Source organism: Mariniflexile aquimaris (assembly GCF_042676825.1).
Taxonomy (GTDB): Bacteria; Bacteroidota; Bacteroidia; order Flavobacteriales; family Flavobacteriaceae; genus Mariniflexile; species Mariniflexile aquimaris.
Window position 1 is genome coordinate 24978 of sequence record NZ_JBHTIB010000028.1, and the last position, 16081, is coordinate 41058.

Here is a 16081-nt window from a genome sequence, read left to right on the forward strand (position 1 = left end):
TTGAATAATAACGTGAATTGCATTAGGGATAGAAACGGTTAGCTTTTGGCGAGCACGCGCAGCGAGCCAAAACTAGTAGTGTATAGCCCGACCCTTGGGAAATGCCCTAAAAAACTATCGATTTCGCCAGAAGAACGGCGTAAATAAAATAAGTACTGTAAAGAGTTCTAAACGCCCTATTAGCATTAAGAATGACGACCACCATTGCGCTAAAGGTGGCAATGCTGCATAGTTATTTACAGGGCCGAAGCTACCCAATGCGGGCCCGATATTGCCCAAGCTGGAGGCTGATAAACCTACAGAAGATTCAAAATCTAAATTGAACATTGAAAAGACCAAAGCGCCAACAATAAAAGATAGCATGTACAACATAAAAAATGCTAAAACATTAAATACAATAAATCGATTAATGGCTTTTTTATTATACCGCACTGGTACTATAGCACTTGGATGCAGTGTGCGTTTAAACTCTAAAAAACCGTTTTTAATAAGTATTAAATGCCGCACGACTTTTACACCTCCTGAGGTACTGCCCGCAGAACCACCAAGAAACATAAGTCCGAAAAAGAACACCGTTAAAAAGGGTGTCCACAGGGTATAATCTGCCGATATAAATCCGGTGGTCGTGATAACCGTTAATACTTGAAACAAGGCATGCCTAAAAGCACTTTCGCCTTCGCCCCATACCATTTCATGTGTAATAGACGATGCCGAAGGATCTGCGAAAAAGTAAATAATAAGAGCCGCAATAAGAGTAAAAACTGCAACGAATTTAAAGTAAAGTTTAAACTCTTCGTCGTGAATTATTTTTTGAACCTTCCCTTTGAATGCAAAATAACTTAGCACAAAATTGGAGCCTGCCAAAAACATAAACAGGATTACGATGTATTGAATGATGGGTTGATTATTCCAATAGGCTAAACTGGCATTTTTTGTTGAAAACCCTCCAGTTGATAAAGTTGCCATAGAATGATTAATCGCGTCGAAAAAAGACATACCGGCTAGTTTAAGCAAAAGCGTTTCGGCTGCTGTATAGCCAAAATAAATGAGCCATAAACGTTTAGCGGTATCGGTTATTCTAGGATGAAGCTTATCGCCACTTGGCCCTGGAGCTTCGGCCGCAAAAAGTTGCATCCCTCCAATACCTAAGAGTGGCAAAATAGCAATGGCAAGTACAATAATTCCCATACCACCAATCCAATGTGTGGTACTTCGCCAAAACAACACGCCTTCGGGGATAATTTCAATATCATTTAAAATGGATGCTCCCGTAGTAGTGTACCCAGACATGGTTTCGAAAAAAGCATTTGTAAAACTAGGAACGCTTTCTGTTAGCATATACGGCAATGTACCTGATAAAGACATAACAATCCAACCAAAAGTTACTACAATGTAACCTTCGCGCTTATTCATTATTTTTTTATGGTTGCGCGTAAACAGCATGGTTATAACCCCCGCAATTAAAGTTAAAATACCCGCAATAAAAATTTGAAACGTTACACCATCGCTATACAGATAGCTTACTAATGACGATAAAAGCATAAAACCGCCATTAAATAATAACAGTAATCCTAAAAAATGAAAGATGATTTGGTAGTTAAGTTTCAATATTGATACTTTTTAAATTAAAGATTATTATAGAAATAACTTTTCAACGCGTTTGATAGATTGTAATAAAGAGCAGACCACTACCCTATCGCCTTCCTGAATTTTAAAATTTCCAAGGGCAATCATGCCCACGCCATTTCTAATAACGCCTCCAATAATGGCTGTTCGTGGAAAATCGATAGCTTTTATGGTTTTATTACACACTTCGGAAGTGCCTTTTACTTCGAACTCTAATAATTCGGCATTTAAATTACTCAGTTTCGTCATGGCAACTACTTCTCCTTTTCTTATATACCTAAAAATATTATTGGCCGCTAAAATCTTTTTATTAATCAGCGTATCGATGCCAATGGATTGCGATAACACGAAATAATCCATATTTTCAACCAAAGCGATTGTTTTTTTAACCCCTCTAGATTTGGCCACTAAACAGGACATAATATTTGTTTCGGAGTTATCGCCCACGGCAACAAAAGCATCCATATCGCTAATATTTTCTTCGTCTAATAAATCTACGTTGCGGCCATCGCTATTTATCACCAGTACTTTGGTGAGTATCTCCGCAAGTTCGAAAGCGCGATCTCTATTACCTTCAAATAGCTTTACATTAAATCCTTTCTGACTTAAATCTCGAGCCGTTTTATAACCAATTTGGGTTCCACCTAAAATCATGACATTTTTTATATCACGGTTTATTTTACCAGTAAGTCTGCAAAGTTCATCGGCACCACCCTCTGAAGTAATAAAAACAACTGTATCACCACGTTTAAATTTGGTATCGCCTCTTGGAATAATGGTTAATTGCGTACCAAAACGTTGTATTGCAATAGGCACAAAGTGAATTTCCGGGAAAATTTCGGCAGCTTCTTTTACCGTTTTTCCAACAAAGGATGCCGATCGGGAAAGTGTTAAACCAGCCATGGTTAAGGCACCGCCTTCAAATTCGTAATTTTCGTTAAACGATGATTGTTTTAATGATAATTCAATCTCTGCGGCTGCTAAGGCTTCTGGGGAAATTAATTCGTCAATACCAAATTTTGTAAATCCCACTTCATCTTTATGATATATAAACTCGGTATTCGATATTCTGGCAATTGTTTTTTTAGAACCTAATTGTTTAGCAATGACGCTTATGGTAATATTTGTAGTTTCGCTAGACGTTACCGCTATAAATAAATCGCTGTTTTCTACACGAGCTTCCTTTAAGATGGCAATAGAAGTTGCATCGCCTTTTATAACCCTAATATCTAAATGTGTATCTGCGTAAGCTAAACTTGTTTTGTTTGGATCTATTAAAGTAATTTCCTGAGATTCGTAAGACAACAGTTTTGCTAAATGAAATCCTACTTCACCAGCACCAGCAATAATTATTTTCATTATTTTAAAATCATAATAGTAATTCAAATATACCATAAATTATGATTACACACCAAAAACCAGCAAATCACAATTCATTAAAATTTATTGATAATATCCAGTTTCATAAAATAAGAATTTGATTGATTTTTTAAAGTAGAAATAAATTATGTACGTTTGCCAAAAAAACAACACATTGTCGAAAATTAAACCATACAAAAACAGCGATTTAGGTAAAAAAGAGCAAGTAACCAAAATGTTTGATACCATTTCTGGAGATTACGACGGGTTAAATCGTGTAATTTCTTTTGGAATTGATATAAAATGGCGTAAAAAAGTGGTTAAAATTGTTAAAGAAAATAACCCAGACACCATTTTAGATATTGCTACAGGAACCGGCGATTTAGCCATTAACCTTGCCGAAACCAATGCCACAAAAATTATTGGTTTAGATATTAGCAGTGGTATGCTTGAAATTGGGAAAGCAAAAATTAAAAATAAAGCATTGGATTCTAAAATTGAAATGATTTTAGCCGATAGCGAAAATATGCCATTTGAGGACAATACCTTTGATGCGATAACCGTTGCTTTTGGTATTAGAAATTTTGAATCGTTAGAAAACGGCTTGAAAGAAATTTACAGAGTATTAAAACCAAACGGTACTTTTGTAATTTTAGAAACATCGATGCCCACTAAAACGCCCTATTTACAAGGCTACAAATTTTACACGAAAAATATTTTACCGCTTATTGGAAAGTTGTTTTCTAAAGACCGAAGTGCCTATAAATATTTAAGTGAATCTGCATCTGCTTTTCCATATGGTGAGACCTTAAACAATATTTTGCGAAATATTGGGTTTATTAATGTTGAAGATTTTCCACAAACCTTGGGTGTGGCAACAATTTATAAATCATCAAAATAATATTATGAAGCAGTTTTTTGTAATCATCTCAATTTTACTAGTTGCTCAAACATCTCACGCACAACTGTTTAAAAAAGAAAAAATAATTTATGATGCCAATCAAGGTAGAGGCACAACAGATTACAATTTATTGCGTTGGGGTTATTTTTTAGGAATTAACAACTACGATTTTAACTTTGATTACAACGAAGACTTAAGAGATGTTTACGTAAAACGAAGCCCCGGTTTTAGCGTTGGTTTAATTGGGAATTTGCGTATTAATAATTTTATTGATTTACGCTTAGAACCTGGATTATTTATTACAACACGAGAATTGTATTATAGTCAGACTTATTTTCAGGGTTCTACGTTTACAGAAAACGATTTAACCCGCGAAGTAAAATCGACTTACATCCATTTTCCTCTGTTATTGAAAGTTTCGACCAAGCGTGTTAACAACTTTAAACCATTTGTTGTTGGTGGCTTTTCAACCGCTATAAACCTATCCAGTAACGAAACTAACCCAAACGATAACGGCAACGGGCAATTTAGAACTACTTCTAATAACCTGTTCTACGAACTTGGTTTTGGTATCGATTTTTATTTATACAATTTTAAATTTACACCTTCAGTAAGAGGATTGTTTGGCATTAACGATGAGCTTGTAAGAGACGAAGACCCGAATAGCCCATGGACCAGCAACATAAACAGCATGAAAAGTAGAGGTGTTTTTATTAATTTCACCTTTCAGTAGGCTTTAGGCTTTAGGCTTTAGGCTTTAGGCTTTAGGCAAAAATAAACATTCACACATTTTATCGTTATCAATTGTTAATTGTTAATTGTTAATTGATAACTGTAAATTGTTAATTTCTCCGTCTAAACTCACTAAGCAAAATAGCGGTGGCCGTTGCTACATTTAAACTTTCGGTTACTTGTAAATCTCCAAATCTTGGTATGGATATTTTTTCTGTAATTAAGGCTTCCACTTCTTTAGATATTCCATTCGCCTCATTACCCATAACCACAATACCGTTTTCGGGTAATTGTTTTTTATAAACGTTTTCACGTTCCATAAAAGCGCCAAATACAGGTAATTTTGTATCTTTTAAGAAAGGAACCAAATCAACATAAGTAATATTTACACGGGTTAAAGAACCCATAGTAGCCTGTATAACTTTAGGGTTATAACAATCTACGGTATTTAAACTACATATTAACTCTTTAACCCCAAACCAATCGCAAAGTCTTATTATGGTGCCTAAATTTCCTGGGTCGCTAACGGCATCAAGAGCCACTGTAAGTCCGTGTTCGTTTATAGATTTTTGCTTCGGAATTTTAAAAACAGCCAATGCTTTATTAGGTGTTATTAAAAAACTAATACGTTTTAATTCATTTTCGGAAATCAAAACTTCATCTTTGGCATTAATATTGAAGCTTTCGGTTGTATATAAAGCATGGAGCTCTAAATTAGATTCCAAAAGTTCTTTTATTGTTTTAACGCCTTCAACAACAAAAAAACCATATTGCTGTCTAAATTTTTTGTGCTTTAAACTTGTTACTATTTTTATTTGACTTTTAGAGAGCATATAATTATTTTAACATTCGGTTTTTTTAATAAAATAGGTATTATACTCGTTTATGAAACTTAAATGGATATAATATATTTTATTCTGAAAATAACGTATTTTTGAGTCCATAAAGGTCATTATTTTTTTAAACAAATTACTTTACTTTAATCAATATCTAAAATTAATTTAAATTTAAATTGAAATGAGTTATAAAAAACTCTACAAACTAACCCGATTTACACTATGCGAATAGTATTTTACCCATTAAAAAAATACAGAAATTTGCAGATGAGACTACCTTTCTTAAAAATAGTTCTGTTGGTTCTATTTATGAGGCTTTTAACGTCTTGTGATGCCGTAAAGCGAGTTGGCGATAACGAGTATTTGCTTACAAAAACTAATGTGTTAGTTAATGGTAAAAAAAATAACACAGAAACCATCAACAACCTGCTTTTTCAAAAACCTAATAGTAAAATTCCACCTTTTAATATTCCGTTACGACTTCATATCTATAATTTGGCACGCCCAAATATAGATTCTATTTTAGATGACAAAATTTACAGTAATCCTAAAAAAGTAGCAAGGAAAACAAAATTACTTTCTAAAAAGCAATTTGAAAAAGATATCGAATCTAGAAAAGACTTTAATAAATGGTTAAAGAAAACAGGGGAAACACCTGTTATTGTCAATGAAAATAGAACCATCAAATCTGTTAAAAAACTAGAAGATTATTTTATAAATAACGGATGGTTCGACACCAAAGTAACTTACAATATAAATAAAAAAGATACTAAACGTGCAGAGGTTGAATACCTAGTAGAAACAGGTGTTCCGTTTATATTAGATAGTATTACAGAAAAAATAAAATCACCTGTTATAGAAAGCCAGTTCGATAAAATTAAAAGAAACACACTGTTAAAACGCCATGAGCAATATCAATCGTCAAACTTTGTTGCAGAGCGAAGTAGAATAGCCGATGCATTAAGAAACTCTGGTGTTTATTATTTTAATCAAGACTATATCTCTTTTGAAGTCGATACGATTGGCACGAAGAAAAAAGTAAATGTAAGCGTTCAAATTCAAGACCGTGCTATTAGAACTTCTGATTCTGTAAGACATGTACCGTTTAAAATTTACAAAATTAAAGATGTCAATATTATAACCGATGATGCTTTTGAAAACAGAAATAAGCCATTTAAAGATTCTATTTTTTATGCAGGCTATAACATTTATAGCTACGATAAAATTAAATACCGACCTAAAGCATTAACCGATGCTATATTTATTACCCCTGGTGGTGTTTTCAAAGATAATGATAGAACCTTAACTTACAGACACATTAACGAATTACGGACTTTTAAATATCCGAACATAGACATCATTGAAAACAGTAACAATACACTTTCTGACACCATTAGGCTCACTCCTTTAAAAAAATTCGGTTTGAGTTTTGATGCCGATGTTTCTCAAAGTAATATTCAAACATTTGGTTTTTCATTAAATCCAAGTCTATTAATCAGAAATATATTTAGAGGCGCCGAAACCTTAGAAATTTCGGCCATAGGTTCTATTGGCGCTTCAAAAGACAAAAACAACATTACCGATCCGTTTTTCGATATTAATGAATTTGGAGCCGATTTAAAACTAACCATTCCCAGATTCTTTTTTCCTTTTAATACCGGAAATTTAATTCCAAAATACATGTCTCCAAGCACCAGAATTAGTTTAGCCATTACTAGCCAAACAAATGTTGGATTAGACAAACAATCTTTTAGCGGTATTTTTAATTACAACTGGTCGCCGTCTAAAAAAGTCACCAACAGATTAGACGTTTTTAATATTCAATATGTTAGAAATTTGGATCCAAATAATTATTTTGGTGTTTATGAAACGTCTTATAATTCATTAAATTCGATTGCCCAAGATGTTAATTATATAGATTCAGACACAGATTTAGATTATCCAGAAGAGACTGATGCCTTTATATCTTACGCTTTAGCCGATAATACACCAAGTGAAATTTCATCTTCTCAAGTATCAACTATAAGCAGTATTAACGAACGAAAAAACAGGTTAACCGAAAACAACTTAATTATTGCATCCAATTTTAGTTTTATAAATGATGAACGAACTAATTTATTTGATGAAGATTTTTCAATATTCCGTTTTAAAGTAGAGCTCGCAGGTAATTTGCTATCGAGTGCTATGAACCTTTTTGGCGCAGAAAAAAATACCAGTAACAAATACGAACTCTTAGATGTAGCGTATTCACAATATGTGAAAACCGAATTCGACTATATAAAACACTGGAATTTAGGAAGAAAAAACATTTTGGCTGCCAGAACATTTTTAGGTATCGCCATACCTTATGGCAATTCTACTAACATCCCATTTTCTAAAAGTTTCTTTGCTGGAGGCGCCAATGATAATAGAGCGTGGACAGCATATAGTTTAGGCCCGGGAAGTTCAGAATCTAGTAACGAGTTTAACGAAGCCAACTTAAAACTGGCACTTAGCATAGAACAACGCTTTAATATTTTTGAAAAATTAAACGGCGCTGTATTTGTTGATGCTGGTAATATCTGGAATGTGCTAGACGACGTAACCGATGATAATGCCACTTTTTCTAATTTCAAATCGATAAAAGATATTGCTGTAGGTTCAGGATTCGGATTGCGTTACGATTTTAGTTTCTTTGTCTTTAGATTCGATATAGGTTTTAAAACCTACGACCCGTCTTACCAAACTCAAAACAGATGGTTTAACGATTATAATTTTGGTAACGCCGTTTATAACATAGGTATAAATTATCCTTTTTAAGCTGATAATTTATTTCCAAAAACTATAACGTTTTAGTACTATATTACCATTTTCACGTATCAAAAAATGCATTAATTACTTAAAAATTGATTACTTTTGAAACTGATAAACTAAAATTTAAAATTCAAACTAATTATGGGACATAATATAAAACCAGGAGTTGCTACAGGAAAGGAAGTGCAAGCTATTTTTAAACTTGCTAAAGAAAAAGGATTTGCTTTACCAGCGGTAAATGTAATCGGATCGAACACTATAAACGGTGTATTAGAAACTGCGGCAGCGTTAAATGCTCCGGTAATTATTCAGTTTTCTAATGGTGGTGCACAATTTAATGCTGGAAAAGCTTTAAATAACGACGGACAAAAAGCAGCTATTGCAGGTGCTATTGCCGGTGCAAAACATGTACATACACTTTCTGAAGCTTATGGAGTTCCAGTAATTTTACATACAGACCATTGTGCAAAAAAACTATTACCTTGGATTGATGGTTTATTAGATGCAAGTGAAAAACATTTTGCTGAGACTGGAAAATCTCTTTTCAGTTCACACATGATTGATTTATCTGAAGAACCTATTGAAGAAAACATCGAAATATGCAAAACATACCTTAAACGTATGAGCAAAATGGGTATGACTTTAGAAATTGAACTTGGTATAACAGGTGGTGAAGAAGATGGTGTAGACAATAGCGATGTTGATGATTCTAAATTATACACACAACCAGAAGAAGTAGCTTACGCTTATGAAGAATTAAGTAAAGTAAGCGACCAATTTACAATTGCAGCTGCTTTTGGAAACGTACATGGTGTTTACAAACCAGGAAACGTAAAATTAACTCCAAAAATCTTAAAAAATTCTCAAGATTATATCTCTAAAAAATACGGTGTTGGTCATAATCATATCGATTTCGTATTCCACGGTGGATCTGGTTCTACAGTTGAAGAAATTCGCGAAGGGATTAGCTACGGTGTAATTAAAATGAATATCGATACCGATTTACAATACGCATTTATGAGCGGTATCCGTGATTATATGGGTGATAAAAAAGACTATTTAAAAGGTCAAATTGGTAACCCAGACGGTGAAGATTCACCAAACAAAAAATATTACGATCCACGTGTTTGGTTACGTTCTGGAGAAGTTACTTTTGTTGAGCGTTTAAAAAAGGCTTTCGAAGATTTAAACAATGTTAACACTTTATAAATAAAGTAGTTACTTTAAATATTTATAAAAAAATCCTGTATTCACAGGATTTTTTTATATCATCTAATTACAGTCTATTGCAGGTATCTAATGATGCTAAAACAATAAAAATTAACAAAGGGGTACTTCAAAATTAAAATAAAACTTTAATTTTGTGAATTGGTTTTTGCATTCACTTTTCCCATAAATAAAAAAGAATGCTTCTAATCCCTAACTAAAAAATCGTTGTTTAGATAAAATTATCTAACTTCGTATAACTAAAATAGCAAATCAGTATGTCTTGGTTTAAAAGAAAAACAAAAGGAATAACAACAACAACCGAAGAGAAAAAAGACACCCCAAGAGGGTTGTGGTACAAATCTCCTACCGGAAAAATTGTTGATGCCGAAGAATTAGAGAAAAATTTTTACGTAAGTCCAGAAGATGGATATCATGTTCGTATTGGTAGTAAAGAATATTTTGAAATTCTTTTTGATGATAATAAATTTAAAGAATTAGACGCCAACCTAGAATCTAAAGATCCATTAAAGTTTATAGACACTAAAAAATATCCAGACCGTTTAAAATCGGCTCAAGAAAAAACAAAACTTAAAGATGCCATTCGCGTTGCTGTAGGTAAATCTAAAGGTAAAGATTTGGTAGTAGCCTGTATGGATTTTGCTTTTATTGGCGGTTCTATGGGAAGTGTGGTTGGAGAAAAAATTGCAAGAGCAGCAAATTATTCAATAAAACACAATGTTCCTTTAATGGTAATTTCAAAATCTGGTGGTGCAAGAATGATGGAATCGGCATTATCACTTATGCAATTGGCAAAAACTTCGGTTAAATTAGCCCAATTAGCAGAAGCCAACATTCCTTATATTTCGTTATGTACCGATCCTACTACGGGTGGTACAACAGCATCGTTCGCCATGTTAGGCGATATTAATATTGCAGAACCAGGTGCTTTAATAGGATTTGCAGGACCTCGTGTTGTAAAAGACACTACAGGTAAAGATTTACCTGACGGGTTTCAAACCTCAGAATTTTTACTTGAACATGGTTTCTTAGATTTTATTGTTTTACGAAAAGAACTTAAAAACAAAGTAAATAAATATTTAGATTTAATTTTAAATCAGCCATTACGAGCATAGGTTTACAATCTAAACAATTCAATTCAAGCCCTTTTACGTATCATACCTAAAAGGGCTTTTTATTTTAAGCACTTTTTAGGTATATAGCAAATTCACTTCCTACGCCAACTTCACTAGCAACCTTTACTTTACCACCTAAAGATTCTATTTGATTTTTTGTTATAAATAATCCGATTCCAATGGCATCTTCGTTTTTATGAAAAGTTTTATACATCTGAAAAAGTTTATCACCATATTTTTCCATATCAATCCCCATCCCATTATCAATCACCTTAAATACAACATACTCATCTTGAACCTCAGCAGTTAATCTAATTTTGGGTAACCTTTCATCAGATCTATACTTTATGGCATTGGTTAAAAAATTTAAAATAATACTATCTAAATACGCCGGAATCCCTTTGATGCATAAATCTTCATCAATATAGTTAACAATAGTAGTATTGGTATTTTTGGCAATAGCCTTAATGGTATAAATAGCTTTTTCTACATAATCATATAAGTTCAACACTTCAATTTCTTTATCGTCGATCTGCTTAATTTTTGCAACTGCCGTTAAATGAGACACCGTGTCTTCTAAATTCTCTACGGCTTTTTTTAATAAATCGAAATTTTCATTTTCATTTAACCATGAAAATTCTTCTTCTAAAAACTCTGTTAGGGTTGTTAAATTTCCAGAATGCGAACGCAGATTATGTGTAACAATATCGGCAAATGCGGTTAATCGTTCGTTTTGTTCCCTAACAACTTTAAGCATAATCTTCAGTTTGTCTTGATTTCGTTTGCGACTTGTTATATTCGAGAATTGCCAAATCATATTTTTAGGCGAACCATCTTTATTACATATCAAGGAAACCGATATTAACACCCAGATAAGCGATCCGTCTTTATGAAAATAACGCTGCTGTACTCTATACCTGTCTATTTTCCCATGCATCAACCTATCATACTTTGTTTCATGAACCCCCAGATCTTCTCTAAAAACTATGTCAGCTATATTCATATTAAAAAGTTCATGTCGAGTATACCCTAATAAGTTGCAAATACTATCGTTTACCTTTATCCAATCACCATCTAAGGTTAAAATTACAATACCATTGTAGGTATTGTTAAATATTTTCTCGAAGGAATCATAGGTATCAGGAAAGTTTTTATTGGGGAACATATTTTTCATAACTACACATTATAAATTAACATTATAACATTGATTATTAATACATTAAAAAACAAAAAAACTATTAATATATCAATAAAAGTTACAAAAAAAACATAGAAAAGCAAAATCTAAGCAGAAGTAGTTCCCGACGGCTTTATATTAGGCAACAATTATTTACGACAATATGAGCTTGTTTTTAGACTTTAATTTTGCTTTTAGAGTACATAAAAAACTAATAGTTCTCTTTAAAAAAGGAAGCATTTATAGATGCATATCAAAAGACCAAGCAACACTTTATGTCGGAGCTGCCTAAATTATATTTAACCGAAGAAAACCTTAGGCCGCTTTTAAAAATACAGAAAATGTAGTTCCAGAGTCCACTCTGCTTTTAACTTCAACATGTCCTCCTATAGATTCAATATGATTTTTAGTTATAAAAAGCCCAATGCCTATAGCATCCTTATTTCTATGAAAGGTTTTATACATTTGAAAAATTTTATCTCCAAACTTTTCTAAATCAATTCCAAGTCCGTTATCTTCAACATGAAAAACAACAAAATCGTCCTTAACTTCACTACTTAATTTAATAACGGCATCTCTATTGGGAGAACGATATTTCATGGCGTTAGTGATAAAATTTAAAATGATGCTATCTAAAAAAGCAGGAATCCCTTTTACACGAGCCGAAACATCTACTTGATTAATAATAGTACAATTAATGTTTTTGGCTAAAGCGCTCACATTATAAATAGCTCGTGTAACAAAATCACTTAAATTAAGCGCTTCGATTTTACTTTCTTCTACCGATTTTATCTTTGCCACTTCGGTGAGATGCGTAACTGTTTCGTTTAAATTAAAAATAGACTCTTTTAATAGTTCGAAGTTTTCATCTTTTACCAAGGAGTGCGATTCTTCTTCAAGAAACTCAAACAATATCATTAAATTTGAAGAATGAGTGCGCAAATTGTGGGTAATTATCTCGGCAAAACTTGCTAATCTGCTATTTTGCTCCTTAGCAACGTTTAGCATTACCCGTAATTGATCTCGATCTGTTTTTTGTTTAGAAATATCATGAATTTGAGATATAAAATACATTGGAAGTCCTTGTTCGTCCCTTACCAATGATACCGATAATAATGCCCAAATAATGTCGCCATTTTTATGAAAATAACGTTTTTCTATCTCATAATTTTCAATCTTACCTTGCACAAGCAATCGCATATTTTCTAAATCGATATCTAAATCATCTTTATGAGTAATATCTTGAAATGAAATTTTATAGAGCTCTTCCTCAGAATAGCCTAATTGTTTTACGATACTATCATTTACTTTTATCCATTCTCCTCGCATTCCTACTATGGCAATTCCTCCTTTGGCATAGTTAAAAATGTTTTCAAATAATTTATCCTTTACTAAGCTTATATTTTTTGGCATACCTTAAATTGTTTGAAATTCAAATTTTTTAAATATAGTATATTTTTTCTTATAACAATTAAATTTTATAAGATAAATAGTACCTTAAAAAGAATCGCAATAAAATATTATTAACATGAATTTATTCATTATATTTGCCGCTCGAAAGAAAGACTTTCGTTTACATAACAATTATTTACAATAATATTAGCATGTATTTAGATCAAAAAGAAAAAGAAGCAATCTTTACAAAACACGGTAAAGATGCAAAAGACACAGGTTCTGCAGAAGGACAAATTGCATTATTCACTTACAGAATAAATCACTTAACTGAGCATTTAAAAAACAATCGTAAAGATTTTAATACTGAGCGTTCTTTAGTGAAATTAGTAGGTAAGCGTCGTGCTTTACTAGATTACTTAACTAAGAAAGATATCTTAAGATATCGTGCGATAGTAAAAGAATTAGGATTAAGAAAATAAAAAAAAAGAGGCTTTTTAGCCTCTTTTTTGTTTTAAATATAACTCTGCGCAGAGTCTAAACCCGTATTGAAGAAGCTTATTATAGTTTTTCATTGGTCACACAACAACTACACACACAACAACACAACGACCATTGTTTAATTAGAATTAAAAAATTTATGATTCCAAAAGTTTTTAAAGAGGTCATAGACCTTGGTGATGGAAGAGAAATCTCCATTGAAACCGGAAAATTAGCAAAACAGGCACATGGGTCTGTTGTTGTGCAATCTGGAAAATGTATGTTGTTATGTACAGTTGTTTCCAACTACCAACAAAGTGATGTTGACTTTTTACCTTTAACGGTAGATTACCGTGAAAAATTTGCTGCTGCAGGAAGATACCCTGGTGGTTTCTTTAAAAGAGAAGCAAGACCAAGTGATGGCGAAGTTTTAACGATGCGTTTAGTAGACCGCGTTTTACGTCCGTTATTCCCAAAAGATTATCATGCTGAAACACAAGTAATGATTCAGTTAATGTCTCATGATGAAGAAGTTATGCCAGATGCTTTGGCAGGTTTAGCAGCTTCAACAGCGATTCAATTAAGTGATATTCCTTTTGAAACGCCAATTTCTGAAGTACGCGTTGGTAGAATTGATGGTAAATTTATCATCAACCCAACACAATCTCAATTATTAGAATCTGATATCGATATGGTTATTGGCGCATCTGCTGATTCTGTGATGATGGTTGAAGGTGAGATGAAAGAGATTTCTGAAGAAGAAATGGTTGACGCTATTAAGTTTGCACACGATGCTATTAAAGTACAATGTGCTGCACAAGTAAAATTAGCTGAAGCTTTTGGTAAAAAAGAAACTCGTGAGTATGAACCAGAACGCGAAGATGAAGCTTTAGCTAAAAAAGTTCATGATTTAACTTACGATAAAGTATATGCTGTAGCTAGAGCTGCATCGGCAAAACACGAACGTAGCGCTGCTTTTGAAGCTATTAAAGAAGAAGTGAAAGCAACGTTTACCGAAGAAGAATTAGCCGATTTTGGTAGTTTAGTTTCTAAATATTTCTACAAAGCTGAGAAAAAAGCGGTTAGAGATTTAACTTTAAATGAAGGTTTACGTTTAGATGGACGTAAAACAACCGACATCAGACCAATTTGGTGTGAAGTTGATTATTTACCATCAACACACGGTTCTTCAATTTTTACTCGTGGAGAAACGCAAGCCTTAGCAACCGTAACTTTAGGTACTTCTAGAGAAGCAAACCAAATAGATATGCCATCTTTTGAAGGTGAAGAGCGTTTCTATTTACATTATAACTTCCCTCCTTTTTCAACTGGTGAAGCGCGCCCACTTAGAGGAACGTCTCGTCGTGAAGTAGGACACGGAAACTTAGCGCAACGTGCTTTAAAAGGTATGGTGCCACTTGATTGCCCATACACTGTAAGAGTAGTATCTGAAGTATTAGAATCTAACGGTTCGTCTTCTATGGCAACTGTTTGTGCTGGTACTATGGCCTTAATGGATGCTGGTGTTCAAATGAAAAAACCAGTTTCTGGTATTGCTATGGGATTAATCTCGGATGCTGAAACAGGAAAATATGCCGTGCTTTCTGATATTTTAGGTGATGAAGACCACTTAGGTGATATGGACTTTAAAGTAACTGGTACTGCCGATGGTATTACCGCTTGCCAAATGGACATTAAAGTAAAAGGTCTTTCGTATGAAATTTTAGTAAATGCTTTAAAACAAGCGCAAGCTGGACGTTTACATATTTTAGGTAAGTTAGTGGAAACTATTGCTGCACCAAATGCAGACGTGAAGCCACATGCGCCTAAAATGATTACAAGAGTGATTCCTAACGAATTCATTGGAGCCTTAATTGGACCAGGTGGAAAAGTAATTCAGGAATTACAAAAAGCGACTAAAACAACGATTGTTATTAACGAAGATCCAATTACTGAAGAAGGTATTGTTGAAATTTTAGGAACTGGTCAAGCAGGTATTGATGCTGTTTTAGCTAAAATTGATTCGTTAATGTTCAAACCAGAAGTTGGCGGTACTTATGAAGTAAAAGTAATTAAGATGTTAGATTTTGGTGCGGTTGTAGAATATACACAAGCCCCAGGAAACGAAGTTTTATTACACGTAAGCGAATTAGCTTGGGAACGTACAGAAAATGTAACGGATGTGGTTAATATGGGTGACGTTTTTAATGTGAAATATTTTGGTGTAGATCCAAAAACACGCAAAGAAAAAGTATCTCGTAAAGCCTTATTAGAAAAACCAGAAGGTTATGTAGCTCGACCACCAAGAGACAATAACGACCGTGGTGGACGTGATAACAGAGGTAGAGATAATCGTGGACGCGATAACCGCAGAGACGATAGAAAACCAAGAGGAGACAGAAAAGACGATTAAGTTTTTTTACCTTATATTTAAAAACCCTCA

At 33.2% G+C, this 16081-nt stretch carries 12 protein-coding genes; 7 read left to right on the forward strand and 5 right to left on the reverse strand.

Annotated elements, in window-relative coordinates; translation table 11 throughout:
• Positions 1 to 114 precede the first annotated feature (114 nt).
• Complete coding sequence (locus ACFQ0I_RS16065) at positions 115 to 1608, reverse strand: TrkH family potassium uptake protein (RefSeq protein ID WP_379943978.1); 1494 nt, start codon at positions 1606 to 1608, stop codon at positions 115 to 117.
• A gap of 27 nt (positions 1609 to 1635) precedes the next feature.
• Entirely contained in the window at positions 1636 to 2985 is a 1350-nt protein-coding gene (gene trkA / locus ACFQ0I_RS16070) for a Trk system potassium transporter TrkA (RefSeq protein ID WP_379943979.1), read from the reverse strand.
• Between the two features lie 175 nt (positions 2986 to 3160).
• On the opposite strand from trkA, the gene ubiE reads away from it, so the two are divergent.
• Together ubiE and porT are read left to right on the forward strand one after the other, a co-directional pair.
• Entirely contained in the window at positions 3161 to 3886 is a 726-nt protein-coding gene (gene ubiE / locus ACFQ0I_RS16075) for a bifunctional demethylmenaquinone methyltransferase/2-methoxy-6-polyprenyl-1,4-benzoquinol methylase UbiE (RefSeq protein ID WP_379943980.1), read from the forward strand.
• A 4-nt stretch (positions 3887 to 3890) separates the two neighbouring features.
• Entirely contained in the window at positions 3891 to 4619 is a 729-nt protein-coding gene (gene porT, locus ACFQ0I_RS16080; protein ID WP_379943981.1) for a type IX secretion/gliding motility protein PorT/SprT, read from the forward strand.
• 109 nt (positions 4620 to 4728) lie between these two features.
• On the opposite strand, the gene ACFQ0I_RS16085 is transcribed toward porT, so the two are convergent.
• Positions 4729 to 5451, reverse strand: coding sequence for a TrmH family RNA methyltransferase (locus ACFQ0I_RS16085; RefSeq protein ID WP_379943982.1), 723 nt, complete (start codon positions 5449 to 5451; stop codon positions 4729 to 4731).
• A 270-nt stretch (positions 5452 to 5721) separates the two neighbouring features.
• On the opposite strand from ACFQ0I_RS16085, the gene tamL reads away from it, so the two are divergent.
• The 3 genes from tamL to accD all read left to right on the forward strand — a co-directional run bounded on the left by tamL (position 5722) and on the right by accD (position 10589).
• The gene (gene tamL / locus ACFQ0I_RS16090) at positions 5722 to 8253 is read left to right on the forward strand and encodes a translocation and assembly module lipoprotein TamL (protein ID WP_379943983.1); all 2532 of its coding nucleotides are present in this window, start codon (positions 5722 to 5724) and stop codon (positions 8251 to 8253) included.
• Between the two features lie 135 nt (positions 8254 to 8388).
• Positions 8389 to 9456 (forward strand): class II fructose-bisphosphate aldolase, encoded by a 1068-nt coding sequence (fbaA, locus tag ACFQ0I_RS16095; RefSeq protein ID WP_379943984.1) that lies wholly within the window; start codon positions 8389 to 8391, stop codon positions 9454 to 9456.
• A gap of 275 nt (positions 9457 to 9731) precedes the next feature.
• On the forward strand, positions 9732 to 10589 hold the full coding sequence (gene accD, locus ACFQ0I_RS16100) for an acetyl-CoA carboxylase, carboxyltransferase subunit beta (RefSeq protein ID WP_379943985.1): 858 nt from the start codon (positions 9732 to 9734) through the stop codon (positions 10587 to 10589).
• Positions 10590 to 10653: 64 nt separating this feature from the next.
• Here accD and ACFQ0I_RS16105 read toward each other — a convergent pair whose 3' ends face one another.
• Together ACFQ0I_RS16105 and ACFQ0I_RS16110 are read right to left on the reverse strand one after the other, a co-directional pair.
• On the reverse strand, positions 10654 to 11763 hold the full coding sequence (locus ACFQ0I_RS16105) for a sensor histidine kinase (RefSeq protein WP_379943986.1): 1110 nt from the start codon (positions 11761 to 11763) through the stop codon (positions 10654 to 10656).
• Between the two features lie 318 nt (positions 11764 to 12081).
• Positions 12082 to 13179, reverse strand: a complete 1098-nt coding sequence (locus ACFQ0I_RS16110) for a sensor histidine kinase (protein ID WP_379943987.1) — start codon at positions 13177 to 13179, stop codon at positions 12082 to 12084.
• Positions 13180 to 13370: 191 nt separating this feature from the next.
• Between ACFQ0I_RS16110 and rpsO the strand changes: the two genes are divergently transcribed.
• Together rpsO and ACFQ0I_RS16120 are read left to right on the forward strand one after the other, a co-directional pair.
• Positions 13371 to 13640 (forward strand): 30S ribosomal protein S15, encoded by a 270-nt coding sequence (gene rpsO, locus ACFQ0I_RS16115; protein WP_379943988.1) that lies wholly within the window; start codon positions 13371 to 13373, stop codon positions 13638 to 13640.
• A 158-nt stretch (positions 13641 to 13798) separates the two neighbouring features.
• Positions 13799 to 16051 carry a polyribonucleotide nucleotidyltransferase gene (locus ACFQ0I_RS16120; RefSeq protein ID WP_379943989.1) on the forward strand — a complete coding sequence of 751 codons (2253 nt, stop codon included), beginning with the start codon at positions 13799 to 13801 and terminating at the stop codon, positions 16049 to 16051.
• Positions 16052 to 16081: the final 30 nt, after the last annotated feature.

Coding starts and splice junctions, on each gene's coding strand:
- ACFQ0I_RS16105 (WP_379943986.1), bottom strand. CDS start 11,763: ATGAAAAATATGTTCCCCAATAAAAACTTTCCTGATACCTATGATTCC.
- trkA (WP_379943979.1), bottom strand. CDS start 2,985: ATGAAAATAATTATTGCTGGTGCTGGTGAAGTAGGATTTCATTTAGCA.
- accD (WP_379943985.1), top strand. CDS start 9,732: ATGTCTTGGTTTAAAAGAAAAACAAAAGGAATAACAACAACAACCGAA.
- ACFQ0I_RS16120 (WP_379943989.1), top strand. CDS start 13,799: ATGATTCCAAAAGTTTTTAAAGAGGTCATAGACCTTGGTGATGGAAGA.
- tamL (WP_379943983.1), top strand. CDS start 5,722: ATGAGACTACCTTTCTTAAAAATAGTTCTGTTGGTTCTATTTATGAGG.
- ACFQ0I_RS16085 (WP_379943982.1), bottom strand. CDS start 5,451: ATGCTCTCTAAAAGTCAAATAAAAATAGTAACAAGTTTAAAGCACAAA.
- porT (WP_379943981.1), top strand. CDS start 3,891: ATGAAGCAGTTTTTTGTAATCATCTCAATTTTACTAGTTGCTCAAACA.
- ACFQ0I_RS16110 (WP_379943987.1), bottom strand. CDS start 13,179: ATGCCAAAAAATATAAGCTTAGTAAAGGATAAATTATTTGAAAACATT.
- fbaA (WP_379943984.1), top strand. CDS start 8,389: ATGGGACATAATATAAAACCAGGAGTTGCTACAGGAAAGGAAGTGCAA.
- rpsO (WP_379943988.1), top strand. CDS start 13,371: ATGTATTTAGATCAAAAAGAAAAAGAAGCAATCTTTACAAAACACGGT.